Annotated in this window: 22 protein-coding genes, 2 tRNA genes and 2 pseudogenes; 20 read left to right on the top strand and 6 right to left on the bottom strand. The window is 68.7% G+C overall.

What is annotated here, in order from left to right; all coding sequences use genetic code 11:
* The first annotated feature begins 385 nt into the window (after positions 1-385).
* The 9 genes and pseudogenes from dnaA (at position 386) to FHS23_RS03180 (ending at position 14063) form a co-directional block, all read left to right on the top strand.
* A complete protein-coding gene (dnaA, locus tag FHS23_RS23035; protein WP_183647444.1) occupies positions 386-2674 on the top strand; it encodes a chromosomal replication initiator protein DnaA in 2289 nt (762 codons plus the stop codon).
* A gap of 1261 nt (positions 2675-3935) precedes the next feature.
* Positions 3936-5069 (top strand): DNA polymerase III subunit beta, encoded by a 1134-nt coding sequence (dnaN, locus tag FHS23_RS03215; protein ID WP_183647441.1) that lies wholly within the window; start codon positions 3936-3938, stop codon positions 5067-5069.
* A gap of 45 nt (positions 5070-5114) precedes the next feature.
* Positions 5115-6023, top strand: a pseudogene (gnd, locus tag FHS23_RS03210) (phosphogluconate dehydrogenase (NAD(+)-dependent, decarboxylating)); the annotation flags it as partial.
* A 21-nt stretch (positions 6024-6044) separates the two neighbouring features.
* Positions 6045-7196, top strand: coding sequence for a DNA replication/repair protein RecF (gene recF, locus FHS23_RS03205; protein WP_183647435.1), 1152 nt, complete (start codon positions 6045-6047; stop codon positions 7194-7196).
* A 403-nt stretch (positions 7197-7599) separates the two neighbouring features.
* Positions 7600-8097 (top strand): DciA family protein, encoded by a 498-nt coding sequence (locus FHS23_RS03200; protein ID WP_425501073.1) that lies wholly within the window; start codon positions 7600-7602, stop codon positions 8095-8097.
* A gap of 282 nt (positions 8098-8379) precedes the next feature.
* Entirely contained in the window at positions 8380-10344 is a 1965-nt protein-coding gene (gene gyrB, locus FHS23_RS03195; RefSeq protein WP_183647433.1) for a DNA topoisomerase (ATP-hydrolyzing) subunit B, read from the top strand.
* Between the two features lie 64 nt (positions 10345-10408).
* The gene (gene gyrA / locus FHS23_RS03190) at positions 10409-13111 is read left to right on the top strand and encodes a DNA gyrase subunit A (protein ID WP_183647429.1); all 2703 of its coding nucleotides are present in this window, start codon (positions 10409-10411) and stop codon (positions 13109-13111) included.
* A gap of 44 nt (positions 13112-13155) precedes the next feature.
* A complete protein-coding gene (locus tag FHS23_RS03185) occupies positions 13156-13938 on the top strand; it encodes a DUF3566 domain-containing protein (RefSeq protein WP_183647426.1) in 783 nt (260 codons plus the stop codon).
* Between the two features lie 51 nt (positions 13939-13989).
* Positions 13990-14063: transfer RNA gene (locus tag FHS23_RS03180), tRNA-Ile, on the top strand.
* A 172-nt stretch (positions 14064-14235) separates the two neighbouring features.
* Here the strand turns inward: FHS23_RS03180 and FHS23_RS23030 are convergent.
* Positions 14236-14600, bottom strand: a pseudogene (locus FHS23_RS23030) (hypothetical protein); the annotation flags it as partial.
* A gap of 131 nt (positions 14601-14731) precedes the next feature.
* Positions 14732-15574 carry a helix-turn-helix domain-containing protein gene (locus tag FHS23_RS03175; protein WP_183647423.1) on the bottom strand — a complete coding sequence of 281 codons (843 nt, stop codon included), beginning with the start codon at positions 15572-15574 and terminating at the stop codon, positions 14732-14734.
* 219 nt (positions 15575-15793) lie between these two features.
* On the opposite strand from FHS23_RS03175, the gene FHS23_RS03170 reads away from it, so the two are divergent.
* The 4 genes from FHS23_RS03170 (at position 15794) to FHS23_RS03155 (ending at position 18574) form a co-directional block, all read left to right on the top strand.
* Positions 15794-16126, top strand: a complete 333-nt coding sequence (locus FHS23_RS03170) for a hypothetical protein (protein ID WP_246381292.1) — start codon at positions 15794-15796, stop codon at positions 16124-16126.
* Entirely contained in the window at positions 16116-16949 is an 834-nt protein-coding gene (locus FHS23_RS03165; RefSeq protein WP_183647422.1) for an alpha/beta fold hydrolase, read from the top strand. The genes FHS23_RS03170 and FHS23_RS03165 overlap by 11 nt, the downstream gene beginning before the upstream one ends.
* Positions 16950-17073: 124 nt before the next feature.
* Positions 17074-18123 (top strand): alpha/beta hydrolase, encoded by a 1050-nt coding sequence (locus tag FHS23_RS03160; RefSeq protein ID WP_183647421.1) that lies wholly within the window; start codon positions 17074-17076, stop codon positions 18121-18123.
* 40 nt (positions 18124-18163) lie between these two features.
* Entirely contained in the window at positions 18164-18574 is a 411-nt protein-coding gene (locus FHS23_RS03155) for a hypothetical protein (RefSeq protein ID WP_183647419.1), read from the top strand.
* 29 nt (positions 18575-18603) lie between these two features.
* Here FHS23_RS03155 and FHS23_RS03150 read toward each other — a convergent pair whose 3' ends face one another.
* From FHS23_RS03150 to FHS23_RS03140, 3 genes are all read right to left on the bottom strand, one after another.
* Complete coding sequence (locus FHS23_RS03150; protein WP_183647418.1) at positions 18604-19062, bottom strand: carboxymuconolactone decarboxylase family protein; 459 nt, start codon at positions 19060-19062, stop codon at positions 18604-18606.
* A 178-nt stretch (positions 19063-19240) separates the two neighbouring features.
* The gene (locus FHS23_RS03145; protein WP_484573304.1) at positions 19241-19717 is read right to left on the bottom strand and encodes an RrF2 family transcriptional regulator; all 477 of its coding nucleotides are present in this window, start codon (positions 19715-19717) and stop codon (positions 19241-19243) included.
* Positions 19718-19879: 162 nt separating this feature from the next.
* Positions 19880-20116 (bottom strand): CsbD family protein, encoded by a 237-nt coding sequence (locus FHS23_RS03140; RefSeq protein ID WP_183647414.1) that lies wholly within the window; start codon positions 20114-20116, stop codon positions 19880-19882.
* Positions 20117-20284: 168 nt separating this feature from the next.
* On the opposite strand from FHS23_RS03140, the gene FHS23_RS03135 reads away from it, so the two are divergent.
* The 4 genes from FHS23_RS03135 to FHS23_RS03120 all read left to right on the top strand — a co-directional run bounded on the left by FHS23_RS03135 (position 20285) and on the right by FHS23_RS03120 (position 21553).
* Complete coding sequence (locus tag FHS23_RS03135; RefSeq protein ID WP_183647413.1) at positions 20285-20467, top strand: DLW-39 family protein; 183 nt, start codon at positions 20285-20287, stop codon at positions 20465-20467.
* Between the two features lie 36 nt (positions 20468-20503).
* A tRNA-Ala gene (locus FHS23_RS03130) sits at positions 20504-20576 on the top strand.
* 152 nt (positions 20577-20728) lie between these two features.
* A complete protein-coding gene (locus tag FHS23_RS03125; protein ID WP_183647409.1) occupies positions 20729-21067 on the top strand; it encodes a GNAT family N-acetyltransferase in 339 nt (112 codons plus the stop codon).
* Positions 21068-21070: 3 nt separating this feature from the next.
* Positions 21071-21553 carry a carboxymuconolactone decarboxylase family protein gene (locus FHS23_RS03120; RefSeq protein ID WP_183647405.1) on the top strand — a complete coding sequence of 161 codons (483 nt, stop codon included), beginning with the start codon at positions 21071-21073 and terminating at the stop codon, positions 21551-21553.
* Between the two features lie 7 nt (positions 21554-21560).
* On the opposite strand, the gene FHS23_RS03115 is transcribed toward FHS23_RS03120, so the two are convergent.
* Complete coding sequence (locus FHS23_RS03115; protein WP_183647402.1) at positions 21561-22028, bottom strand: DUF6653 family protein; 468 nt, start codon at positions 22026-22028, stop codon at positions 21561-21563.
* Positions 22029-22275: 247 nt separating this feature from the next.
* Here FHS23_RS03115 and FHS23_RS03110 point away from each other — a divergent pair, with 247 nt between their 5' ends.
* The 3 genes from FHS23_RS03110 to FHS23_RS03100 are packed head-to-tail and all read left to right on the top strand — an operon-like array spanning position 22276 to position 24854.
* A complete protein-coding gene (locus tag FHS23_RS03110; protein ID WP_246381289.1) occupies positions 22276-22665 on the top strand; it encodes a hypothetical protein in 390 nt (129 codons plus the stop codon).
* 1 nt (position 22666) lies between these two features.
* Positions 22667-24262 (top strand): alpha/beta hydrolase, encoded by a 1596-nt coding sequence (locus FHS23_RS03105; RefSeq protein WP_183647399.1) that lies wholly within the window; start codon positions 22667-22669, stop codon positions 24260-24262.
* Positions 24263-24266: 4 nt separating this feature from the next.
* A complete protein-coding gene (locus FHS23_RS03100) occupies positions 24267-24854 on the top strand; it encodes a hypothetical protein (protein ID WP_221218937.1) in 588 nt (195 codons plus the stop codon).
* The last annotated feature ends 51 nt before the right edge of the window (positions 24855-24905 follow it).

The raw sequence follows: 24905 nt of genomic DNA, 5'->3' as shown, positions 1-24905 counted from the left end.
TCGCTGCTCACGCAGGCGGTTCGAATGGCGACACGCCGTCGACCATGGGATCCTTGCCCGAATGAACCGCTTGTGGCACAGACCAGCGCTTGTTAGCGTCCCTCTTCTCGAACCGCGAAGATGAGGGGAACGCGCCGCGCCGCCGGTAGGTGGGAGACTGGGCGAGCGACACACGGACCCACGGGTAGGAGGGCTCGTGGGGCAGCCGTACATTAATGCACACCTGTGGACAACTTGGGGACGCTTCCTGCGCTGATCACGCCGGAAGTGCCGCTCGACCTGCACCGCTGCCGTCTCGGACCGGCGTCGGCGAGCACGTGCTCCCGAACGTCGACAGGGTTGAACGCGCAAGGCCACGAGGTCGAGGGGAGGGGAGCAGAGCAGGGTGTCTGACCAACAGCTGAACCTGGGATCCGTGTGGGAACAGGTCGTCAAGGAGCTGTCCGACGGCACGCTCTCCCCCCAACAGCGCGCCTGGATGCGGGTGACCCGCCCGATCGGCCTGCTCGACGGCACCGCACTGCTCGCCGCGCCGAGCGACTTCGCCAAGGAAGCGATCGAGCGCGCGCTGCGCGAGCCGATCACCGCCGCCCTGTCCCGCAGGCTGGGGCGCGAAGTCTCGCTGGCCGTGAAGGTCGACTCCGCCGAGAGCGCGCCCGCCCCCAACGGTCCGACGTCCCCGCCCCAGTACTCCTCGGCAGGGCAGCAGTCCCCGACGACGCCGTACCAGTCGACGGGCCGGATGGAAGGCACGCTCGCCTCGTCCGGCGGCGATGCCGGTGCGCCGGCGTCGCAGGCAGGCACCGATTCCGCGTCGTCGAGCGGCTCCCCGTCACCGCAGGCTCCGTCGGCGAACAGGCCCTCGTCGAACGGGCCCTCGGCCGCGCCGCGCGTCCCGCCGACCTCTCCCGCCGAGGAGACGATGGTCATGCCGGCCATCCCCCCGATCCGCGACGACACCCCACCGCCACCCGACGTCCCGTCCAGCGGTTCGACCGACACCGCTTCGGGCACGGCCGGTTCGGGAACGGCCGAGCAGTCGCCGTCCCACAACGCCTCGACTCCGCATTCCGCGCAGCCACAAGGCCGCAGGCCGACGCCGTATCCGCAGCACTCCACCGCACCGCGGCACTCCGCACCGCAGCAGCCCGGCTCCCAGCAACCGGGGTCGCAGGCCGGGCAGCAGCAGCCGCGCCCCGGTGGGCAGAACCGCGGCGCGCCGAACTCGCCCGGGCAGCACCAGGCGGGTCCCGGCAGGCAGCCCGCACCCGACGCCGGTGCACCGCAGTCCAGGCAGCACACCCGGGGCCAGGCCGGTTCGGCGCAGCCGTACGCGGCCGGTGACGCCTCGTCCGGATCGGCTTCGCGGACAGCGGGCGGAAGCTCCGGTGCGTCGGAACACTCGGACGGACGCTCGCCGTCGGCCGGAGCGCAGAACTCCGTTGGTCCGGCGCAGTCCGCAGGCAGGTCGGCCCCGCAGTCGGCGGGCCAGTCCCGCCTCGAGGCGTTGGCCGACTCGGACGAAGAGGTGGACGAGGAAGGCGAGGCGTTGGCCGCTGCCAACGAGATCTGGCCGTCGTTCACCGGTCAGCCGACCGCGGGCCAGCCCTACACGGCGCCCGCTCAGCCGCAGACGTCGAAGACCAAGCTCAACGAGAAGTACACGTTCGACACGTTCGTCATCGGCGCGTCCAACCGGTTCGCCCACGCGGCGGCGGTCGCCGTCGCCGAGGCGCCGTCCCGCGCGTACAACCCGTTGTTCATCTGGGGGGAGTCCGGGCTCGGCAAGACGCACCTGCTGCACGCCGTCGGGCACTACGCCCAACGACTCTTCCCCGGCATGCGTGTGCGGTACGTGTCGACCGAGGAGTTCACGAACGACTTCATCAACTCGCTGCGGGACGACCGCAAGGTGGCGTTCCAGCGGCGCTACCGCGACATCGACATTCTGCTCGTCGACGACATCCAGTTCCTCGAAGGCAAGGAAGGAACTCAGGAGGAGTTCTTCCACACCTTCAACACGCTCCACAACGCGAACAAGCAGATCGTCGTCTCGTCCGACCGGCCGCCGAAGCGCCTCGAAACGCTGGAGGACCGGCTGCGGACGCGGTTCGAGTGGGGCCTGATCACCGACATCCAGCCGCCCGAGCTCGAGACGCGGATCGCGATCCTTCGCAAGAAGGCGGCTCAGGACCGGCTCGACGTTCCCGGTGACGTCCTCGAGTTCATCGCCGCGCGCATCGAGGCGAACATCCGCGAGCTCGAGGGCGCGCTCATCCGGGTCACCGCGTTCGCGTCGCTGAATCAGCAGCCGGTGGACGTCGGGCTGGCCGAGATCGTGCTCCGCGATCTGATTCCCGATTCACAGGCACCGGAGATCAGCGCTTCCACGATCATGGGCGTGACGGCGGAGTTCTTCGACGTGACGGTCGACGACCTGTGCGGCCCCGGCAAGACGAAGGCACTCGCGACGGCACGGCAGATCGCGATGTACCTGTGCCGCGAGTTGACGGACATGTCACTGCCGCGCATCGGGCAGACCTTCGGCGGCCGCGACCACACGACGGTCATGCACGCGGACAAGAAGATTCGCAAAGAGATGGCCGAGCGCCGTCGTATCTACGACCAGGTGCAGGAACTCACCTCCCGCATCAAGCAGCGCGCCCGCCAGTAACCCACGCCCCACGCCCCACGCCCCACGGCTGCGCCGCCGCGCCGTGTGCGCCCGCGGGGCCCGTGTCCGCGCGTGTTCTGCACTCGGCAGGCCGTGTTCTGCACTCGATACGCACGGGATCAGACCACCGGCGCGGCGCCGAACGGCCCCGTGAGCCGCGCCGGTCCACGTCCCGACCGAGGCCGGCTCCGCGTCCCGTCCGCAGGGGAGGGCATCACACACGGCGGGTCGGCCACCCGATCGCGTGGTGGCGCGCACCGATCGGCGTCCACTCGGCCGCCCAGCTCGGCCTCGCAACCGTCACCGAACGGCGGGCTCCTCGCCTTCGAACCGGCCAGAACCGCCGTCGAACCGGCCGGAAACGACTTCGAACCGGCTCGCGAAGTGGACTCCCACACCGTCACGGCGACCGTTCGACGGGTCCGTCCACTGTGAACACGCAACCTTCGTCGGTTTCCTCATCACGGCGCGAAACCCGCTCATTCCCGACCTCCGGCCGGGTTGTCCACCGGAGGTCCACAGCATCCACAGGGTTGTCCGCACCCTGTCCGCAGGATGTCCACCGACGCCCTGACCGCAACGGTGCACGTCAACGGTCCGGCGCGCGCCGCACCTGTGCACGAATGAACTGGGAAAACATCCCCACTGTGTGGAAATCCTTGTGTGCCAAGAAATCCGTCACCCCTGCGGGCGATCTGTCTCACGCCGGTCGCTCACAGGCCTTGGGCACAACCGTCCCCACAACTGGGGACAACCATGGGGACAACTACGGGCCGCCTGAGGACGGTTCAAACCACCCACATCGGCCTCCGATCGGTCCACCGGTTGCCGCACCCTGTCCTCCACACGGCGCCACGCCTGCCGACCTGGGCGAACGAGCTGCATCCACACAACTCACAACGCTTACTACTACGGCTGGACAAAAGATCTCTCTTAGAAGAACAAAAGAAAAAGAGAAGGCCGCCTGAAGATGGGGACGAACCCCTGACGAGCCCGTGGCCCGATATGACCCGCGGCGGTCCCAGGCTCTACCGTGGAGACCCACACATCCGGTCCGCTCGAGCAGCGGGTCTCCATGTCGGTCGGCTCCGGCCCGTGTCAGGTCCGGAGCGCAGATGCATCGACATGTCGACACGCTGTACGTTGGCGGGCCCGCTACAGCCACGGTCCGGGCTCGCCTCGAACCACGAGGGGAACCGGCAGGTGGTCGTTTGTCGTCTTTCGAGCTACGGCGGCTCGGGCCGTCGAAAGGATGGGCGCCATGAAGATCCGCGTCGAGCGTGATGGCCTCGCTGACGCCGTCGCCTGGGTGGCACGCAGCCTCCCGTCCCGGCCGCCGGTACCGGTGCTGGGCGGAGTCCTGCTGGACGCCGGTGGTGACGGTGAGTCGGATGCGCTGACGGTGTCCGGTTTCGATTACGAGGTGTCCGCGACGGTCGGCGTCCCCGCGACGATCGCCGACGGTGGGCGCACCCTGGTGTCCGGCCGGCTGCTCGCCGACATCACCAAGGCGCTGCCCGCCCAGCCGGTGGAGATCGCCGTCGACGGGGCGCGCGCGTCGATCACCTGTGGCAGCGCTCGGTTCTCCCTGCCGACGATGCCGGTCGAGGACTATCCCCAGCTGCCTGCCCAGCCCGATCTCGCGGGCGAGGTCGCGGGTGAGGCGTTCGCGCAGGCGGTGGCCCAGGTCGCCGTCGCCGCGGGCAAGGACGACACGCTCCCGATGCTCACCGGTATGCGCGTCGAGATCTCCGGTGAGAACCTCACGCTCGTCGCCACGGACCGTTTCCGGTTGGCGATGAAGGAGTTCAACTGGTCGCCCGCGCAGGAGCTGGGTGACGCCTCCGTGCTCGTGCCCGCACGCACGCTCGCCGACGCGGCGAAGTCGCTGGGCACGAGCGGGTCGACGGTCCAGGTCGGGCTCGCCAGCGGTGACGGACTGCTCGGCCTGACCGGGTCCGGGAAGTACACGACCACCCGGCTGCTCGACGCCGAGTTCCCGCCCTACCGCCAGCTGCTGCCGAGCGAGCACAGCTGCCGCGCCGTCATCGACGTGTCGACGTTGACCGAGGCGATCAAGCGGGTGTCGCTCGTCGCGGAGCGGGGTACGCAGGTACGACTGGAGTTCGGTGACGGCTCGCTGCGGCTGTCGGCGGGTGGCGACGACGAGGGAAGCGCCGAGGAGGAGCTGCCCGTCGACTTCGAGGGCGAGCCGGTGGCGATCGCGTTCAACCCGGGCTACCTCGCCGACGGGCTCGCCGCCTTGCACGCGGACCGTGCGGAGCTGACGTTCACCACGCCCAACCGGCCCGCTCTGATCAAGCCGGCCGACGAGAACGGCGACGTGGTGCCCGGTTACCTGTACCTGCTCATGCCTGTGCGCCTGCCCGGCTGAGTCCACCCTGCAGACACGTCAGCCAGCAGCAAGCACACGCGACAACCAAGGGAAAGCATTTCGATGGTGCAGCTCGGACTGGTCGGCCTCGGGAAGATGGGTTTCAACATGCGCGAGCGGCTACGCGCCGCCGGGCACGAGGTGGTCGGCTTCGACCGGAATCCGGAGGTCAGTGACGTCTCGTCGCTCGCGGACCTGGTCAAGGCGCTCGACGAGCCGCGCATCGTGTGGGTGATGGTGCCCTCGGGCGAGCCGACCAAGGTGACGGTCGCGGAGCTCGGTGGCCTGATGGCGAGTGGCGATCTGGTCATCGATGGTGGCAACTCGCGGTTCACCGACGACAGTCACAACGCGGCCGTGCTGGCCGAGCAGGGCGTGAAGTACGTCGACGTCGGTGTCTCCGGTGGCGTGTGGGGCAAGGACAACGGTTACGGCCTCATGGCGGGCGGCGACGAGTCGGACATCGAGCGTGCGATGCCGATCTTCGACGCGCTGCGTCCGGAGGGACCGCGGGACGAGGGCTTCGCCCACGCTGGCGGCGTCGGAGCCGGTCACTACGCGAAGATGGTGCACAACGGCATCGAGTACGGCCTGATGCAGGCCTACGCCGAGGGCTTCGAACTGCTCGAGGCCTCGGACGTCGTCGACAACGTGCCTGGCGTGATCAAGGCCTGGCAGCGCGGCACGGTCGTCCGCTCGTGGTTGCTGGACCTGCTGATCCGTGCCGTCGAGGAGGACCCGCAGCTGGGCGAGCTCGAAGGCTACGTCGAGGACTCGGGAGAGGGCCGGTGGACGCTCGAGGAGGCGATCAACAACTCGGTGCCCGCTCCGGTCATCTCGGCGGCTCTGTTCGCGCGGTTCGCCTCGCGGCAGGAGGACTCGTCGGCGATGCGTGCCGTGGCGGCGCTGCGCAACCAGTTCGGCGGGCACAGCGTGAAGAGGGCCGGCGAGTGACGAAGGCAGCCGGATAACGACGTGTACATCCGTCACCTGCAGGTGACCGATTTCCGCTCGTGGGACCACGTCGACGTGCCGCTCGAGCCGGGCCCGACCGTGTTGGTGGGGCAGAACGGCCGCGGGAAGACGAACCTCCTCGAGGCGATCGGTTACGTTGCCACGCTCTCCTCGCACCGGGTCGCGACCGACGCGCCCCTGGTGCGCCAGGGGTGTGAACGCGCGTTGGTGCGGACCGCGGTCGTCAACGAGGACCGCGAGCTGACGGTCGAGCTGGAGATCGCGGCGGGGCGGGCCAACCGGGCGAGGGTGAACCGGGGTGCCGTCGGCAGGCCGCGGGACGTACTGGGGATCCTGCGCACGGTGCTGTTCTCCCCGGAGGACCTGGCGCTGGTGCGCGGTGACCCCGGTGAACGCCGCAAGTTCCTCGACGAACTGCTGGTGCAGCGTGCCCCGCGGTACGCGGGGGTGCGTTCCGACTACGACAAGGTGCTCAAGCAGCGCAACGCCCTGTTGAAGTCGGCGGGGAAGAAACGCGGCGACGATCCGTACGCGGCGTCGACGTTGGACGTGTGGGACGACCACCTGGCGAAGGCCGGGGCGCAGCTGTTGGCGGCGAGGTTGAACCTGGTGGCGGATCTCGCGCCGCACACCGGCGAGGCGTATGCGGGGGTGGCGCCGGATTCGCGGCCCGCCCGCATCGCGTACCGGTCGAGCCTGGGTGAGGCGTTGCCGGAGGGCTACGGCGAACCCGGTGGTGAGCGGGCCGACCCGGAGCGGCTCGCGGAGGTGCTGCGAGTGGCGCTCGGCGAGTCGCGCGCAGCGGAGCTGGAACGTGGGGTAAGCCTGGTCGGACCGCACCGCGACGAGCTGGACCTGGTGCTCGGGGACACCCCGGCGAAGGGGTATGCGAGCCACGGCGAGTCGTGGTCGTTCGCGTTGGCGCTGCGGCTCGGTTCGTACGAGTTGTTGCGCGGCGAGGCAGGGGGTGAGCCGGTGCTGATGCTCGACGACGTGTTCGCCGAGTTGGACAAGCGACGGCGGGCGCGACTGGCGGAGGTCGCTCTGGGTGCGGAGCAGGTGCTCGTGACGGCCGCTGTGGATGAAGACGTGCCGGCCGAGCTGACCGGCGTCCGCTTTGCGGTCGCGGAGGGTGAGGTAACACGTGACTGACGGCACCCGCAATACGGGAAATCAGCGACGCGGCGTGACCGCGGGCACAGCTAAACGTCGCCAAACTGGGGATAAGTCTGTGGACAGTGTGGATAACACCCTGGATTTGTTATCGCACTGGGTAACTGCAGACCATGATCATCACGTCAATACTCCCCGCGAGGGGGGGGCCGGGCGCGAGAGGCCCGATCGAGCGACGGAGCGTGACCGTACCGCACCGACCGGAGCAGTCGCGGACGCGGGGTCGCCTACCGCAATCGGCGGCGACTCGCACGACGGCGACCGCGGTCGCGTTCCGTCCACAGGTGGTGCACACTCCGCGACCGGCACCGAGCAGTCCGGGGACGCGGGAACTCCGGGACCGTCCGACACGGCGGAAAGCGGCCGTGACCTGGCGCATTCGGTGTTGAAGGCCGCGCAGGACCGCGCGAAGAACCGGGGTCACGAACCGGGCAGGCGGCAGCCGGGTTCGCGGCCCCCGGGAAAACAGGGGCAGACGTCGCAGAACCCGCGCAGGCGCCGCTGGTCGGGCGCGGGCGCCGACGAGCGCGACCCGCAGAGCCTTGGCCGGATCGCCGCCCGCATGGCGACCCAGTTCGGCTGGAGCGACCGGCTCGCGGGCGGTCACGTCTTCGGCAGGTGGGCCACCCTCGTGGGTGAAGACGTCGCTGAACACGCCCAGCCGGTGAGCCTCACCGACGGAGAACTGGTGGTCAGGGCTTCGTCCACCGCGTGGGCCACGCAGCTCCGGTTGCTGCAGCGGCAGCTGCTGGCGAAGATCGCCTCCGGTGTGGGACACGGCGTCGTCAAGCGCATGAAGATTCAGGGTCCGGCTGCTCCGAGCTGGCGGAAGGGACCGCGACACGTGTCCGGCAGGGGTCCCCGTGACACGTACGGCTGACCCCTACCGAGGAGTGGGCGTCCGATTTCTCCGACACGCGACGTCGCCGATCGGGTCAGCCCCGGGACTCGATCAGGGTCGAGATCGTCGCTCTCTGGCGAAATCAGACGTGTCCTTGATGCATGTGAGCGAGACTGGCCAAGTAAACTAGGACAGGTGGGCCGGATCGGCGCGCGGGAAACCCCGTGTAAGCGCGTGCGAGACGGTGAGCCGACAAGGTGTCCGCGCCCCAGATTTCCCGCGCGCGTGCGCGTGTGGCGATGGTGAGGAGAAGTCAGGCCGGTGGCAGAGAACCAGAACGAATACGGTGCGTCCTCCATTACGGTGCTCGAGGGTCTCGAGGCCGTCCGTAAACGCCCCGGCATGTACATCGGGTCCACCGGTGAGCGCGGCCTGCACCACCTGATCCAGGAGGTCGTGGACAACTCTGTCGACGAGGCGATGGCGGGGTACGCGAGCAAGGTCGAGGTCACACTGATGGCCGACGGCGGTGTTCGCGTGGTCGACGACGGCCGTGGCATCCCGGTCGAGCTGCACCCGAAGGAGCAGCGCCCGACGGTCGAGGTCGTACTGACGGTGCTGCACGCCGGCGGCAAGTTCGACAGCGACTCGTACGCGGTCTCCGGTGGTCTGCACGGCGTCGGCGTGTCCGTGGTGAACGCACTGTCGTCGCAGCTCGACGTCGAGATCCACCGCGACGGGCGCAAGTGGACACAGCACTACAAGAACTCCGAGCCCGGCGAGCTCGTCGACGCGGGGCCCACCGACCAGACCGGCACGACGGTCACCTTCTGGGCGGACCCGGACATCTTCGAGACCACCGAGTACAACGCCGAGACGGTCGCGCGCAGGCTGCAGGAGATGGCGTTCCTGAACAAGGGCCTGACGATCGTGCTCCGTGACGAGCGCGTGGCCGACGAGAACGGTGAGGACGCCGCGGGCGAGGCCGCTCGCATCAAGGAGCGCACCTACCACTATCCGGGCGGGCTCGAGGACTTCGTCAAGCACATCAACAACACGAAGGACCCGATCCACCCGACGATCGTCGGGTTCGAGGCGGTGGGCGACGGCCTCGAGGTCGAGGTCGCGATGCAGTGGAACAACGGGTTCACGCCGTCGGTCTACACATTCGCCAACACGATCAACACCCACGAGGGCGGCACTCACGAGGAGGGCTTCCGCGCGGCGTTGACCCGCGTGGTCAACGCCTACGCGCGTGACAAGAAGCTGCTCAAGGAGAAGGACGTCAACCTCACCGGTGACGACGTCCGCGAGGGTCTGACGGCGATCATCTCGATCAAGGTCGGCGAGCCGCAGTTCGAGGGCCAGACCAAGACCAAGCTGGGCAACAGCGAGGCGAAAACGTTCGTGCAGACCAACGCGCACGAGTGGATCTCGGACTGGTTCGAGCGCAACCCGGCCGAGGCGAAGATCATCATCAACAAGGCCATCTCGAGTGCGCAGGCCCGCGACGCCGCGCGCAAGGCCCGTGACCTGGTGCGCCGTAAGGGCGCCATGGACATCGGCGGCCTGCCGGGCAAGCTCAAGGACTGCCGCTCGACCGACCCGGAGCAGTGCGAGCTCTACATCGTCGAGGGCGACTCGGCGGGCGGTTCGGCCAAGGAGGGCCGGGACTCGATGTTCCAGGCGATCCTGCCGATCCGAGGCAAGATCATCAACGTCGAGAAGGCCCGCATCGACCGGGTGCTCAAGAACACGGAGGTGCAGTCGCTGATCACCGCGCTCGGCACCGGCATCCACGACGAGTTCGACATCTCGAAGCTGCGGTACCACAAGATCGTGCTGATGGCCGACGCCGACGTCGACGGCCAGCACATCCGCACCCTGCTGCTGACGCTGCTGTTCCGGTTCATGCGCCCGCTGATCGAGCACGGCTACGTCTACCTGGCGCAGCCGCCGCTCTACAAGATCAAGTGGCCGCGCGCCGAGGCGGAGTACGCCTACTCCGACCGGGAGCGGGACGGCCTGCTCGAGGCCGGTGCCGCGGCGGGCAGGAAGCTGCCGAAGGAGGACGGCATCCAGCGGTACAAGGGTCTGGGCGAGATGAACTCGGACGAGCTGTGGGAGACCACGATGGATCCGACGAATCGCGTGCTGCTGCAGGTGAGCCTCGACGACGCCGCCACGGCCGACGAACTGTTCTCCGTCCTCATGGGCGAGGACGTCGACGCCCGCCGCTCGTTCATCACGCGTAACGCCAAGGCCGCCGGAATGCTTGACATCTGATCCGCGGAGCCCGCACCACCCACCCGCGAGCCACCCGGATCAGGCCTGAAAGGAACAACCAGCCGTGACCGAAACCCTGCCCCCCGACGGCCAGCACGGTCGTGTCGAGCCGGTCGATCTCCAGCAGGAGATGCAGAACTCGTACATCAATTACGCGATGAGCGTGATCGTGTCGCGAGCGCTGCCGGACGTGCGCGACGGGCTCAAGCCGGTGCACCGCCGGGTGCTGTACTCCATGTACGACTCGGGGTTCCGGCCCGACCGCGGGTACAACAAGTGCTCCCGCGTCGTCGGCGACGTGATGGGCAATTACCACCCGCACGGCGACTCGGCGATCTACGACGCCCTCGTGCGCCTGGCGCAGTCGTGGTCGATGCGCTACCCGCTCATCGACGGCCAGGGCAACTTCGGCTCGCCGGGCAACGATCCGGCTGCCGCGATGAGGTACACGGAATCCCGTCTCGATCCACTTGCGATGGAAATGTTGCGGGAGATCGACGAAGAAACCGTCGATTTTTCCGATAACTACGACGGGCGGACGCGCGAGCCGGACGTCCTGCCGAGCCGGATCCCGAACCTGCTGGTCAACGGTGGTTCGGGCATCGCGGTGGGCATGGCGACGAACATCCCGCCGCACAACCTCCGCGAGGTCGCCGACGGCGTCATCTGGGCGCTCGACAACCCCGAGGCGGGCGAGGAGGAGACGCTCGCCGCGATGATGCAGCGCATCAAGGGTCCCGACTTCCCGACGCGTGGTCTGATCCTGGGCACGCAGGGCATCTCGGAGGCCTACCGCACGGGCCGTGGCTCGGTGCGCATGCGCGCGGTCGTCGAGGTCGAGGAGGACAACAAGGGCCGCACGACGCTGGTCTGCACGGAGCTGCCGTACCAGGTCAACCCGGACAACCTCGTCGAGAACATCGCGACGCTGGTGCGTGACGGCAAGCTCACGGGCATCGCCGACATCGCCGACGAGACCAACTCCCGCAGCGGTATGCGCATCGTCGTCACGCTCAAGCGCGACGCGGTCGCCAAGGTGGTGCTGAACAACCTCTACAAGCACACCCAGCTGCAGTACAACTTCGGCGTCAACATGCTGGCGCTGGTCGACGGCGTGCCGCGCACGCTGCGGCTCGACCAGATGATCCGGCACTACACGAACCACCAGCTCGACGTCATCGTCCGGCGCACCCGCTACCGCCTGCGCAAGGCGGAGGAACGCGCCCACATCCTGCGCGGTCTGGTCAAGGCGCTGGACCAGTTGGACGCGGTGATCGCGCTGATCCGGCGGTCGCCCACGGTCGACGAGGCGCGCACCGGCCTGATCGAGCTGCTCGACATCGACGAGATCCAGGCCACCGCGATCCTCGACATGCAGCTGCGCCGCCTGGCCGCGCTGGAACGTCAGAAGATCATCGACGAGCTGACCGAGATCGAGGCGAAGATCGCCGATCTCGAGGACATCCTCGCCAAGCCCGAGCGGCAGCGGCAGATCGTCAGGGACGAACTCCGCGAGATCGTCGACAAGTGGGGCGACGAGCGTCGCACGAAGATCATCCCCTACGACGGCGACGTGTCCGTCGAGGACCTGATCGCCGAAGAGGACGTCGTCGTCACCATCACCCGCACCGGGTACGCCAAGCGCACCAAGACGGATTCGTACCGTTCGCAGAAGCGCGGCGGCAAGGGTGTGCAGGGCGCGACACTCAAGCAGGACGACATCGTCCAGCATTTCTTCGTGTGCTCGACGCACCACTGGCTGCTGTTTTTCACCAACAAGGGCCGCGTGTACCGCACGAAGGCCTACGACCTGCCGGAAGCCGGGCGCAACGCCCGCGGCCAGCACGTGGCGAACCTGCTCGCGTTCCAGCCGGACGAGGAGATCGCGGGCGTTATCCACATCCCGGACTACGAGGCCGCGGACTACCTCGTCCTGGCCACGCGCAACGGTCTGGTCAAGAAGTCCAAGCTCACCGACTTCGACTCGGCGCGTTCGGGCGGGCTGATCGCGGTCAACCTGCGTGAGGGTGACGAACTCGTCGGCGCGGTGCTGGCCTCGGCCGACGACGACCTGCTGCTCGTGTCCGCGGAGGGCCAGTCCATCCGCTTCCACGCCACCGATGAGACGTTGCGCCCGATGGGCCGTGCCACGTCGGGTGTGCTGGGCATGCGGTTCAACGACGGCGACGAGCTGCTGAAGATCAGTGTGGTCAAGCCCGACACGTTCCTGCTGGTCGCTACCGACGGCGGGTACGCCAAGCGCACCGACATCGAGGACTATCCGGTGCAGGGCCGCGGCGGCAAGGGTGTGCTCACCATTCAGCAGGACCGCAAGCGTGGCAGGCTGGTGGGCGCACTCGTGGTCGAGTCCGACGACGAGCTGTACGCCATCACCTCCACCGGCGGGGTCATCCGGACGCGCGCCGACGATGTGCGCAAGGCCGGGCGGCAGACCAAGGGCGTTCGGCTGATGAACCTCGACGAGGGAACGACGCTGCTGGCCGTTGCCCGCAATGCCGACAAGCCCTCGGACGTCCTTGAGGGTGAGGCCGCGGAGGACGGCGAGGCCGTCGAGGACACAGCGGACGCAGCGTACGCAGAGGACACAGAAAACACAGTGGACACACCGGACGACGCGGGCGGCGCGGCTGATGGTGCTGTTACATCGGATGCGGCAGTCTCGGCGGAGGGGGAGACCGACTCCGCCGCGGACGTTGACGACGAGGCGTCTTCGGAGGGCGACGCTCCCCGGAACGAGCAAGAGTAAGCGGTAGGCACGAGACGCGAGTGCGGACGAGGGACTGACCGGTTGTGACACCACCCGACAACACCGACAAGCGCGGCGCCGACACGGCTGCCGAGGACGAGGTCGCACCGCCGTGGCAGCGTGTCGCGAAGGATGTCGACGCCGTGTCGGACTCCGAGTCCGACGGCTTCGGGGAACGCTGGTCGTCGGGCGAGCTGCCCGCCGACGAAGCGTCGTACCAGCCGACGCAGCAGTACGCCGCGACCGGTTCGGCCGGTGCCGACTACGGGGGCAGCAACGCCGACACCCAGGTCGTCAGCGGAACGGCGGCGAACCGGCTGTTCGGCGGCCGCGGACCCGAGGGTGACGACCAGCTCGCCTCGCCCGAGGGCGTCGGCACGGCGAGCGGCGCGGGCGCGGCCTCCGGTGACGGTGGCAAGCGGTCGACCCCGGTCAGTGCGCTGCGCAGGCCTGGCCGTGGTCCGCGGCGGGCGAGCCTGCAGGTCAAGCGGTTCGACCCGTGGTCGGTGCTCAAGCTGTCGCTCGTGCTGGGCGTGGCGTTGTTCTTCATCTGGCTGGTCGCGGTCGGTGTGCTGTACACCGTCCTCGAAGGCATGGGCGTGTGGGACCAGATCAACGGCACGTACACGTCGCTGGTGCAGGGCGAGGCGAGCGAGGGTGTCGGGGACCCGTTCATCACCGCACCCCGGGTGTTCGGCATCGCCGCCATCGTCGGTGCGATCAATATCGTGCTGATCTCGGCCCTGACCACGGTCAGCGCGTTCATCTACAACGTGTCCGCCGATCTGGCGGGTGGCCTGGAGGTGACCCTCTCCGAGCGGGAGTGACCCCGTGTCAACCTCGACAGTGGCGGTGAGGTAGAGTTTTCATCGCTGCACGGGCCCATAGCTCAGGCGGTTAGAGCGCATCGCTGATAACGATGAGGTCGGAGGTTCAAGTCCTCCTGGGCCCACCCGTAGAGAAGGCGCCTCCTGCACTACGCGGGAGGCGCCTTTTTCGTACCCAGACGCCGTGTTGCAGTTTCCGGGGCTCGTGTTGTCGTTTCCGGGGGCTGTGTTGCAGATTCCGGGGGCCGTGTTGCGGGTTCGCGGGACGGTCAGGCCCGGTTACGCAACGCGGCGGTCGCGCAACGCGGCGTCGAGAGCGAGGAGCAGCACGCCCGGACGGGCATCGCCGGCCGGAGCCTCGGGGTAGCGCCGGAGCACGTCGACCACGACTGGCGTCGCCAACCGGCACGCGTGATCGAGCCGCTCGGCCGGATGTCCGTGCCGCCACCGCCACCCTCACCCGAGCTGACTTCACCCGAGCTGACGGCGCCCGAGTCGTCGTCACCCGCGTCGGGTTCGAACGCCCGCGCCGCGTGGGCCGCCGCGCCGAGGACGTGCCGGACCTGGGTCGCCTTCGGCAGCGGGTGCAGGTACGCGGAGCTCGCGGCCGTGTGTGCCGCGCGGGCGGCCTCACTTGCGGCTCCACGTCCGGCGTCGCGCGTCCGTCACACGGAACCGATCGTTCGACGGCGCGGCTCGCCTTCATCGTTATCAGCGATGCGGTCGTGCGTGACAGTGTGCAAACTGTCCACAGGCGACCTCCACATGGGGACACGTGGCAGCGCCGAATTCGTCAGCCGCCCGCGAGGTACTGCACCAGGTGTGGATGCCGCGCGGCGAGTCGTTCGAGCCGGGTGGTTCCGTTTTCCGCGTCGCGGCGCAGGAATTCGGCCGTCTCGGCGTCGGCGGGGAAGAACGATTCCATGGACAGCCCGGCGACCGTGGTGTCGAGCGGGGTACCGAATGTCGTGACGGTCGTGACCAGTCGTAGCTCCGTGCCGCTCGTCATGCGCAGTCGGACGGGGAGAAACACCCGGTCGTCCGCAGGTGGAGCCCCGTCGGGGGATTCGTGGCTGTAGGACGCGAGCTCTTCGTACAGTTCGGACAGTCGAGGGTCACCGCTGAGCGTCGCCTGCCGGTCGACCTTGCGCAGCAGCGAGGTCCGCAGCTCCGGCAGGTTGTTCACACGTGGTGCCAGCCCGTCCGGATGCAATGTCAGTCGCAGGACGTTCGGCGGCGCGGTGAGCAGTTCCGGCGCCACGTCCTCGAGGAGCAGTGCGATGCCGCGGTTGGCGGCGACGACGTTCCAGCAGTCGTCCACCGCGAGAGCGGGGTGGGGTTCGTGTGCGGTCAGGACGGTGTCGATCGCCCGCCGCACGGGTTCCATCGCCCCGTCGTCGAGCCGGTGCTCGCCGAACGCGGGTGCGTATCCGGCGGCCAGCAGCAGTTCGTTGCGCGCGCGTAGCGGCACGTCGAGGTGCTCGGCGAATTGCAGCAGCAGCGCGCGGCTCGCGCCGGATCGGCCGGTCTCGACGAAGCTGATGTGCCGTGCGGACACGCCGAGCCGTGTCGACAGCTCGAGTTGGCTGAGTCTCCTGCGTGAGCGCCATTCACGGAGCAGTGGGCCGACCGTCATACGGCGACGGTAGACCGCGCCGGTGCGCGGGGCGATTACCGAAGGGGTAATCGACGTGCCGCTGCCCGGGTGCCACTGTCGGTCGGCATGACGGCATCGCCACACACCGCACCAGCACGCGTCACACCGATACGGGACGCGTCGCACCGTATCGACGTGCTCCATACCGCGTTCCGAGTCGCCGCAGTGGGACGGATGGCCTGGGGAACGCTGTCCCTGGTGACACCGAGGGTGAACACGCGTGTCGCCGGAGTCGACGCGACCCCGGAGCTGATGTATCTGATCAGGGTATTCGGCTCGCGGGCACTCGCGCTGGGCTGGGGATACCTGCTGTCCGACGGCTCGGCTCGACGTCGGTGGCGCCGACTGGGACTGCTCGTGGACCTGTGTGACACGGCCGATGGATTCGCCCACATCGTCCGCGGCGATGTTCGCCGCGGTGCCGCTGTCGGCCTGACCGCCGCGACCGGTGCCTACGCGGTGCTGGGGGTCGCGGGAGTGCTGTCCGATCTCAGCGCCACCGAGACGGAAGGAGCCTCCGATGACCGATGAACTCGCCGCCTACCGCCGTGAGGTCGCGGGCATCAGTTACGTCGACGTGGGACAGGGTCCCGTGACGTTGTTCGTGCACGGCGTTTTCACCAACGGACGCCTGTGGCGGAACGTCGTGCAGCGGCTGCGCGGCCACCGCCGGTGCATCGTGGTGGATCTGCCGGGACACGGTCACACGCCGCCGACCGGCGAGGCGTCACTGTGGGGGATGGCCGACGCCGTGGGCACGGTGTTGACGGAGCTGGACCTGCGCGAGGTGCATCTCGTCGGCAACGACACCGGCGGCGCCGTGTGCCAGATCGTGATGGCACGCCACGAGGACCGGTTCGCATCGTGGGTGCTGACCAATTGCGACACCGAGGGCAACACGCCTCCACGCGCGTTCGCACCCGTGGCGTGGGCGTCGCGACTGGGATTGTTCCGCGTGGCCCGACCGGTGATGCGACGGCCCGCGCTGGCCAAGCGGATCCTCGGGGTCGGCTACCGGAATCCCGCGCGACTGCCGGACGACGTCGTCGTGGACTACCTGACGCCGATCGTCACCAGCCGCGATGCGGTGCGGTTCATGGAGCGGCTGCTGCGGTCGATGACGCCGCAGCTACTCGGCCGTGTCCGGCCACAGCTCGAAGCGTGCGAGGTGCCGACGCTGCTCGTGTGGGGCACCGCCGACGTCTTCTTCGGCCTCGAGTGGGCGCACTGGCTGCAGCGACTGATCCCCGGCGCGACCGAGATCGTCGAAATACCCGAGGGGCGGCTGTTCTTCCCGGACGAGTTCGCCGACCCGTTCGTCGACGCACTGGAGCGTCACTGGAAGGCGGTGTGAACCGCGGGTTGGGCGGTGCGAGGGAGCGGTGAATTCCCCGCGAACGGAGGCGTGGTGACGGCCGGCGGGGCGTTACGCTGCCGAGGGCGTTGTCGGGCGGGCGGCGGGAATCGTGGAGGCGGCAGTGGCGGTCGAGTCGGGTGGCAGGGCCGATCCGGTCGACGGAATCCCCGCGGACGGGTCCCCCGGCGAGGTCGCCCACTGGTGGCGGGGTTTGTCGGCTGACGAACGCGACGCCGCGATCACCGGCCATCCGGCCGAGATCGGTGGGCTCGACGGGGTTCCCGTCGTCGACCGCGATCGCGCCAACCGGCTGTGCTTCGACGCCGAGTACGCCGCGATCACCGCCGAACAGCAGGACTCCGACGACGGTTCCGACGATCGTGACGCCGTAGTGCGGGCCATGGACGCGATCACGCGGTACATCGACGGTGAAGCGACCCGCACGCGACCCCGGGCGTATCTCCTCGGGTTCTCCCTCGAGGGGAGGGGCCGCGCGATCATTGCGACGGGCAATCCCGACACGGCGGACCACGTCGTGACGAACGTGCAGGGCACCGGGACGAACCTCACAACCGTGCGCGGCGAGCTCGACCAGACCGACGCGATCGTCGACCGCGTCAATCAGCTGTCGCGTCGCAGCACCACCTCGACGATCACGTGGCTCGGTTACGACGCGCCGCAGGGCCTGCTCGAATCGGCGAGCGACGACCGAGCCGTCGTCGGCGGCGAGCTGCTGCTGTCCTTTCAGGACGGTCTACGGGTTACCCGCGAGGGGGAGCGTTCCTACAACTCCGTCATCGGCTACAGCTACGGTTCCACCGTGGTCGGCCACGCCGCGTCCGAGGCGCTGCTCGACGTCGACGCGGTCGTGTTCGTCGGCAGTCCGGGGGTCGGGGTGGACCACGTCTCCCAGTTGCAGCTCCCGGCGAAATGCCGCGTCTTCGCCACCACGGCCGAGAACGACGTCATCCGCTTGACGCCCGATTTCGTCCACGGGCCGCAGCCGGTCGACGACGAGTTCGGCGCGACCGTGTTCGAATCCGACCCCGGAGCCGACGGCGAGTGGTTCACCGCGGGCCTGTCCGCAGAGGCGCATTCGCAGTACTGGAACAAGGATTCCGATTCGCTGCGCAACTTCGCGGCGATCATCCTGGGCAGGGGGCCGTTGTGACGCACGGCGCCGCCCCACGGCCGGAGAAGGGGCACAGGCCATGCGGACGTTGACCCACGACGAGGCTCGCACGCGGGCGCAGGAACACATCGACCGCGCCGTCGCCGCGCTGCCCGTGCAGCCCACGCTGACGCTGCAGCGCGACGACGCGCTCGAATGCGGCGACCCGAAGGATCGCGGGCCGCGCGGTCGTTACGAGGTCGGCAAGACGTACTGGCTCGACGACCTTCCCGGCGACCGGAACGCCGAGGTCGTCGACGCGCTCGTCGAGCACTGGACATCCCACGACTTCCGCGTGCTCGCCGACCATCGCGACGCCGCCGACCGGTTCGTGTCCGTGCAGCACAGCGGCGACGCGTTCCGCATGTCGGTCACCCAGAGCATCGAGGGTGATCTGTCGCTCGGCGCGTCGTCCCCGTGCATCTGGCTCGACGGCGGAGTCGACGACTGACGGCCGACAGGCGAAGCCCCGCGGATGGTCTAGCGGGCGAAGGTGCCCGCGACGGTGCGGTTGGTGACGCTGATGCGGTTCCAGGCGTTGATCGCCGCGACGGCCATGATCAGCGCGGCGAGCTGTGAGTCGTCGTAGTGGTCACGGGCGGCGTTCCACACGTCGTCGGGCACACCGTGCGGGTTGTCGGCGATCCGGGTCGCCGCCTCGGCGAGTTCCAGCGCGCCACGTTCGGCGTCGGTGAAGTAAGGCATCTCGCGGAACGCGGCCACTCCGTTGATGCGTTCGGTGCTCTCGCCGTCGGTGGCGGCCTCGCGGGCGTGCATGTCGACGCAGAAGCCGCAGCCGTTGATCTGGCTGACGCGCAGCTTCAGCAGGTGCAGCAAGCCCTGGGGCACGTCGCTGTCGGCGAGGAACTTCTCCATCGCGTACATGGCTTTGAACCCGCCTGCGGCGGCGGACTGCAGACCCTCGAGTCGTCCCTGCATCGGTACTCCTTTTCTGGACGTTCAATATCCGGAATAGTGGCGTGAGTCAGCGTGACCAGCCCGGGTCGTCGATTTCGCGGCGCTGTGGACGCGCGGCGCTGTGGAGCGTGGTGCCGTGGAGGTGCGGTGCTGTGGACGTGGGCTGTTCGGGGACTCGCGCTGTCGTGGGTTCGTGGTGTCAGCGGGTGTCGTCGAACCAGCGGCGCACCTTGTCGGGTACGCCGGGGTTCGAGCGTTCGACGGTTGCCATGACGTCGGCGACCGTCTGCCCGGCGAGTTCGCGCCGCCAAGCGAGTTCGGCCTTGCGCATCGCGGCGTCGATGGCGCACGGCTTGCTGTAGGTGGCGGGGTCGCTCGCGCTGCCTCGTTGGCGGATCTCGGTGCAGCGGAACGCCGGTTCGTCGCCGTCGATCGCGGCGACGACGTCCATCAACGTGATCTTCTCGGGTGGCCGCGCGAGTCGGAAGCCCCCGCGTGGTCCTGACACGGACGCGAGGACGTCGGCACGAGCCAATGCCTGCAACTGCTTGTTGAGGTACGCCGCGGGCAGCTCGTAGAACGCCGCGAGCCTGGCCGTGGGCACGGTGCGTTCACCTATCCACGCCAGGTTGAGGCAGCTGTGTACCGCCCATTCGACTCCCTCGTTCATCCGCACAACCTGGACAATAGATGTCCGGAATTGCTTGCGCAAGAGGCGCTCGTCAGATGTCGAATACCCGCTCAGCCTTACGAGGGTCGTCTCGTTTGCGCCGGCCCGGGGTGCGCGCACAAGATCGCGGATGGTTCCACGTGGAACCATCCGCGATCTCGTATGGCGTCACTCCTGCTGGGAGCGTTCCCTGACCTGCGACTCCGTCGCCTTGCGCTCGGCGTCCTTGGCCTGCGCTTCCTTCTCGGCGACCTCGCGCTGGGCCTCGGCCTTCTCCTGCTGCGCGTTGCCTTCCTGCTGCATCGAGTCGTGGCCGAGCAAGGAGCCGGCGGCCTGCTTCACGCGGCCCTTCATGTCCTCGACGGCACCCTTGAGGCCTTCCTGCTGTTCGTCCCTCTGGTTCATGTGAACCTCCTGTGCCTCTCGTGCCTACGTCCACGGCCGGGACGGTGCCGCCCCGTGGCCGCTCCACCCGTCGGGTGCCCGCGCGGCCGGACCGCGTAAACCGGCTGTCTCGGGGTGCAGTAGCATCGGGTCGGCAGGGTCAGTTCGTGCCAGAGGGAGGCTTCGGCCGTGAAGAAGCTGTTGGCGTTCGCCGTGGTCGCGGGTGGCGTATTCTTCGTCATCAAGCGCAACAAGGACGCGAAGGCCGAGGCGGACCTGTGGCGCGAGGCCACCGCTCCGGTCGACACGCACGTCAACGGTGCTTCCCTCAACGGCAGCACTCCGGCGAGCACCGGAGCCGGCCAGAACTGACACCGGCGTTCGCGAACGGTACGGTTCGCGGCCCCAGGGGCTGTAGCTCAATTGGTAGAGCGCTGCTTTTGCAAGGCAGAGGTCAGGGGTTCGATTCCCCTCAGCTCCACAGCCGAAAAGGGCTCGTGCTCATCGAGTGCACGAGCCCTTTTTCGCGTACCGGTGGTCCGTGTCGCGCCTGGCCGACCAGCATTCGGACAGCCCCTTCACCGAGCCCGTATCCTTCGACCCGACCGGACGACATCACGTCGAAGGGAAACCATGTCCGACAATGCCGCTGCGGCGGAAGTCGCCCAGGCCAGCGAACGAGACCGTTACGAGATCAGCGTCGGCGAGCAGTCGGCGGGGTTCACCGCATACGTCGACCGCGGCGGGCAGCGAATCTTCTACCACACGGAGATCGGTGAGAACTTCGGTGGAATGGGCCTGGGCAGCACGCTGATCGGCCGGGCATTGGCCGATACCCGCGATGCGGGTCTGCGCATCGTGCCGGTGTGCCCGTTCGTGAAGAAGTACCTCGAACGCCACCACGAGGTCGACGACGTTGTCGACAAGGTCACCACCGACGCGCTGGCCGCGGTGCGCGAGCGGACCGGGTGAGCGATGTCCGACAGGGTATTCATCGACAAGCAGACCCCGTCCGTGTTCAAGGCGCTGACCGCGACGGCGACGGAGATCCGCAGCCGGGCCCGCGAGATCGGCCTGGACATCATCCTGCTGGAACTGGTCAATGTCCGGGCTTCTCAGCTCAACGCGTGCACCTTCTGCCTGGACCGGCACACCCACCTCGCCTTGGAGGCGGGTGAGACCGCTCAGCGGTTGGCCGTGCTTCCCGGCTGGCGCGACACCGACCTGTTCACCTCGCGTGAGCAGGCTGCGTTGGAACTGACCGAAGCGGTGACCCTGGTCGCTCAGCAGCGGCCCGACGACCACACCTATGCGCGAGTCCGCTCGACCCTGAACGACGACGAGGTCTCGCTGGTGACCTGGGCGGCCATCACCATCAACGCCTTCAACCGTGTATCCCTCATGTCGAGGCATGCGGTACGCCCCCGAGGCGGAACGGCGGACGGGCCGCAGGACTGAACGGGCGTCAGCCGTGCTGCCCGGCTCGCCGGTCGTGGAGTTCGGCGTAGCGGCGCCAGCTCAGCATGGTCACGGTCATGGACCACGCGAGCCCGGCGGCCGTCGGCACCGGACGTTTCGTCCACGCGCCCAGCGCCGCGACGGCCAGACCTGCGGAGCCGACGACGTTGAGAGCGCCCGAAAGCGCGTCCTGGGCCGGATCGGCCAGCCACTGCTCCTCGCCGAGGATCGCGCGCGTCGCGAACGACCGATCGGAGCGCACCGGGGGCGTCATGACCGGGTTGACCGCCATCCACGCCGCGATCGGAACCGCGTGCCGCCACCGGCGTGACCACAGCGGCAGGACCAGCAACGGCGTCGTGGCCCACCGCGACCACGCGCTCACCGGATGCGCGTGCCGCGCGAACACCCACCGCCGGAAACGGTCGCCCGCGGACTCACCGGCCTCGGGGATGCGCGAGTCGAATCTCGGCATCGGAACCTCCTGCCCTGGCGGTGGGTTCGCCGAAGTGTAGGCCCTGCCGGCCACGAGTAGGCCCTGCCGGCGACCTGCGGACGCCCGAGTCGATGCGAAGGGACCAGAGGCGAAGGGACCGGAGACGAAGGGACCAGAGGCGAAGGGAAAGAGGCGAAGGGAACATCCGGGGCGTTGAACGCCCGCCACGGTGCCCTGGGGGCACGAGCGCCGTCACCGACCGCACCGCTCATCTTGTCGTGGCCGGGTGTTCACGGAAAGCGGTCACGCGACGACGTCCGGTTCGGTACGTTTCGCCTCGATCCACCCCATCGGCGAAAGGTCCGAGGTGAGCGGTTACGACGTCGACCCCGACACGCTCGTCAGCACCGGCGATACGTTCGTTTCGCTCGCAGACGGTGCCGGTGAGGCGGTCGCGGAGTTCAGCGGCTCGGCAGCGGTCCACGCCGAGGACAACGACGGATTCGCGGCCGCGGGCAAGGCGGGAAGCCTCGCCACGTTGTGGGAGTACCACGTCGACGATCTGAACAAGCGCACCGCGGTCGCGGGAGAACTGCTGCGCGATGCGGCCGACGGCTACGGGCGGATGGAGGATGCGGTCCTCGACACGCTCCCCGAGCTGCATTCGGAGGCGTGACGTGGTCTCGTACGAACAACTGCGGGCGGCGGAACCGGACGCCTTCGACAACCTCGCGAACAAGTGGTCGCGACTGGCGGGCGAGCTGTCGTCCACCGATTCCGACCTCGGGTCGGCGGCGCGTTCGCTCGAGGGGTGGAGCGGCGAGGCCGCCGACACGGCACGGTCGCACGTCACCGATGTGCGGGGAGGCTACGCCACGGCCGCCGAGTACATGGAGAAGATCCCGCCGGCGTTGCGCACCTTGTCCGACGCCGTCTCCGATGCGCAGAAAACGGTCAACGGTGTGGTCGAGACCGTCGAATCGTCCGGGCACCTGCGCGTGCAGACCGACGGCACCGTCCGCGCGATTCCCGGCGGACCCGGCGACATGCGCAGCGACGACGAGAAGCAGGCGGCATCGGACCTCGCGGACGAACTGACCGGGAAGATCTCCCGCGCGCTCAGCGCCGTCAACGAGGCCGACCGGACCGCGGTGTCGGCGTTGACCAAGGCGACACCGGAAGCGGCGGGACTGGAACTCGAAGCCACCGGCGCGGACCACGTCATCACCCCGAGCGACATTCCGAGCGACGCCTCGCCCGCCGAGGTCAAGGAGTGGTGGGACGGACTCAGCCCTACCGAACAGGAATCGGCCGTCTACACGCACGGCGACGTGATCGGCGGGATGGACGGGATTCCGGCGGAGGACCGCGACCGGGCCAACCGCCTCCGGTTCGCCGAGGAGTACACGCACCTGACCGGACGTCGCGACGAACTGGAGGAGCTCGGCCCTGCGAAGTATTCGGAGGAGGCGACCGAGCTCGAGGAGATCGACCGCACGTTGAACGGTCTCGAACCCATCCAGGAGCGGCTCGAACGGGAACCGACCGGAACCCGGCCGCAGGCGTACCTGCTCGACTTCGCCACCGACGGCAACGGCCGCGGCGTCGTCGCCACCGGAAACCCCGACACCGCCGACAACGTCGTCACGTCGGTTCCCGGAACGGGAGCCAACCTGTCGAACATCGGCGGCGAGTTGGACAGGGCCGACGCGCTCCTCGACCAGGCGGCGCAGACCGACCGCGGCAGCCGCAACGCGGCGATCACGTGGGTCGGCTACGACGCACCGCAGGATCTGAACGAGGCGACGCGGGCCGGCTACGCCGAGGACGCCGCAGGCGACCTTCGGTCCTTTCAGGACGGTCTGCGTGCGACCCACGAGGGACAGCCGTCGACCAACACGCTCATCGGCCACAGCTACGGGTCCACCGTGGTCGGACACTCGGCGCAGGGCGGGCACCTCGACGTCGACAACGCCGTGTTCATCGGCAGTCCCGGTGTGGGCGCCGACCACGTGTCCGAACTCGACCTGCCCGACGACGCCAACGTCTACGCAGGGACGGCCGAGAACGACATCATCCGCAACACGCCGCCGTTCATCCACGACAACCAGCCCATCAACGAGGACTTCGGCGCCGAGGTGTTCGACGCGGGCGAGGGCACGGATTCGTGGTACGGAACCTCGCCGGACGCCCATTCGGAGTACTGGGACGAGAACTCCACACCGTTGCGCAACCTGGGGCGCATCGTGGTCGGCGAGTCACCGTCATCATGAGTCCATGACGAGGGAACCCGGGCGTCGGCGGTCACGGCGCACGCTGCTCGCCGTGACGGCGGCGGCGCTGTTGCTGGCGGGCTGCGGCGCAGGCGGGTCGGACAGTGACACGGACGGCAGCGGCGCGAACGACAGCGGCACGGACGGTGGCGGAACGGAAGGCAGGCAGCCGGTGGGCACCTTGACGATCGAACAGGCGCGTCAGCGGGCGCAGGAGCACATCGACAGCGCCGTCGACGCTCTCCCCGTCACACCCGAGCTGACCCTGCAACGCGACGACGAGCTCGAGTGCACCGACCCCGACGACAACGGTCCGCGCGGGCGCTACCAGGTCGGCAGGACGTACTGGCTCGACAAGGTCCCGGCCGAACGCAATGCCGAGGTCGTCGACACGCTCCACGGCCACTGGACGTCCGGCGGCTTCCGGGTGCTGGCGGACGAGCGGTCGGCCGACGACAGGTTCGTCTCCGTCGAGCACGAGGGGGACGCGTTCCGCATGTCGGTGCAGCAGAGCAAGGACGGCAGCCTGTCGCTCGGCGCGTCGTCACCGTGCGTGTGGCCCGACGGCCGCCCGCCGGGCGACGACGGCTGACCGGCCCCCTACGGGGGTGCGATCGTGGTTCACCGGCTGGCGGAGTGACGC

This window comes from Prauserella isguenensis (genome assembly GCF_014191605.1).
GTDB classification, from domain to species: domain Bacteria; phylum Actinomycetota; class Actinomycetes; order Mycobacteriales; family Pseudonocardiaceae; genus Prauserella; species Prauserella isguenensis.
Note: the sequence above shows the minus strand (reverse complement) of the source record. Positions and strands in the feature narration are given on the sequence as shown.

What these genes read in the sequence shown, in the direction of transcription:
- FHS23_RS03140 (WP_183647414.1), bottom strand. Translation starts at nt 20,116, where the DNA reads ATGAACCAGAGGGACGAACAGCAGGAAGGCCTCAAGGGTGCCGTCGAG.
- FHS23_RS03120 (WP_183647405.1), top strand. Translation starts at nt 21,071, where the DNA reads ATGTCCGACAGGGTATTCATCGACAAGCAGACCCCGTCCGTGTTCAAG.
- FHS23_RS03100 (WP_221218937.1), top strand. Translation starts at nt 24,267, where the DNA reads ATGACGAGGGAACCCGGGCGTCGGCGGTCACGGCGCACGCTGCTCGCC.
- FHS23_RS03150 (WP_183647418.1), bottom strand. Translation starts at nt 19,062, where the DNA reads ATGCAGGGACGACTCGAGGGTCTGCAGTCCGCCGCCGCAGGCGGGTTC.
- FHS23_RS03115 (WP_183647402.1), bottom strand. Translation starts at nt 22,028, where the DNA reads ATGCCGAGATTCGACTCGCGCATCCCCGAGGCCGGTGAGTCCGCGGGC.
- FHS23_RS03155 (WP_183647419.1), top strand. Translation starts at nt 18,164, where the DNA reads ATGCGGACGTTGACCCACGACGAGGCTCGCACGCGGGCGCAGGAACAC.
- FHS23_RS03165 (WP_183647422.1), top strand. Translation starts at nt 16,116, where the DNA reads ATGACCGATGAACTCGCCGCCTACCGCCGTGAGGTCGCGGGCATCAGT.
- FHS23_RS03175 (WP_183647423.1), bottom strand. Translation starts at nt 15,574, where the DNA reads ATGACGGTCGGCCCACTGCTCCGTGAATGGCGCTCACGCAGGAGACTC.
- dnaN (WP_183647441.1), top strand. Translation starts at nt 3,936, where the DNA reads ATGAAGATCCGCGTCGAGCGTGATGGCCTCGCTGACGCCGTCGCCTGG.
- FHS23_RS03125 (WP_183647409.1), top strand. Translation starts at nt 20,729, where the DNA reads ATGTCCGACAATGCCGCTGCGGCGGAAGTCGCCCAGGCCAGCGAACGA.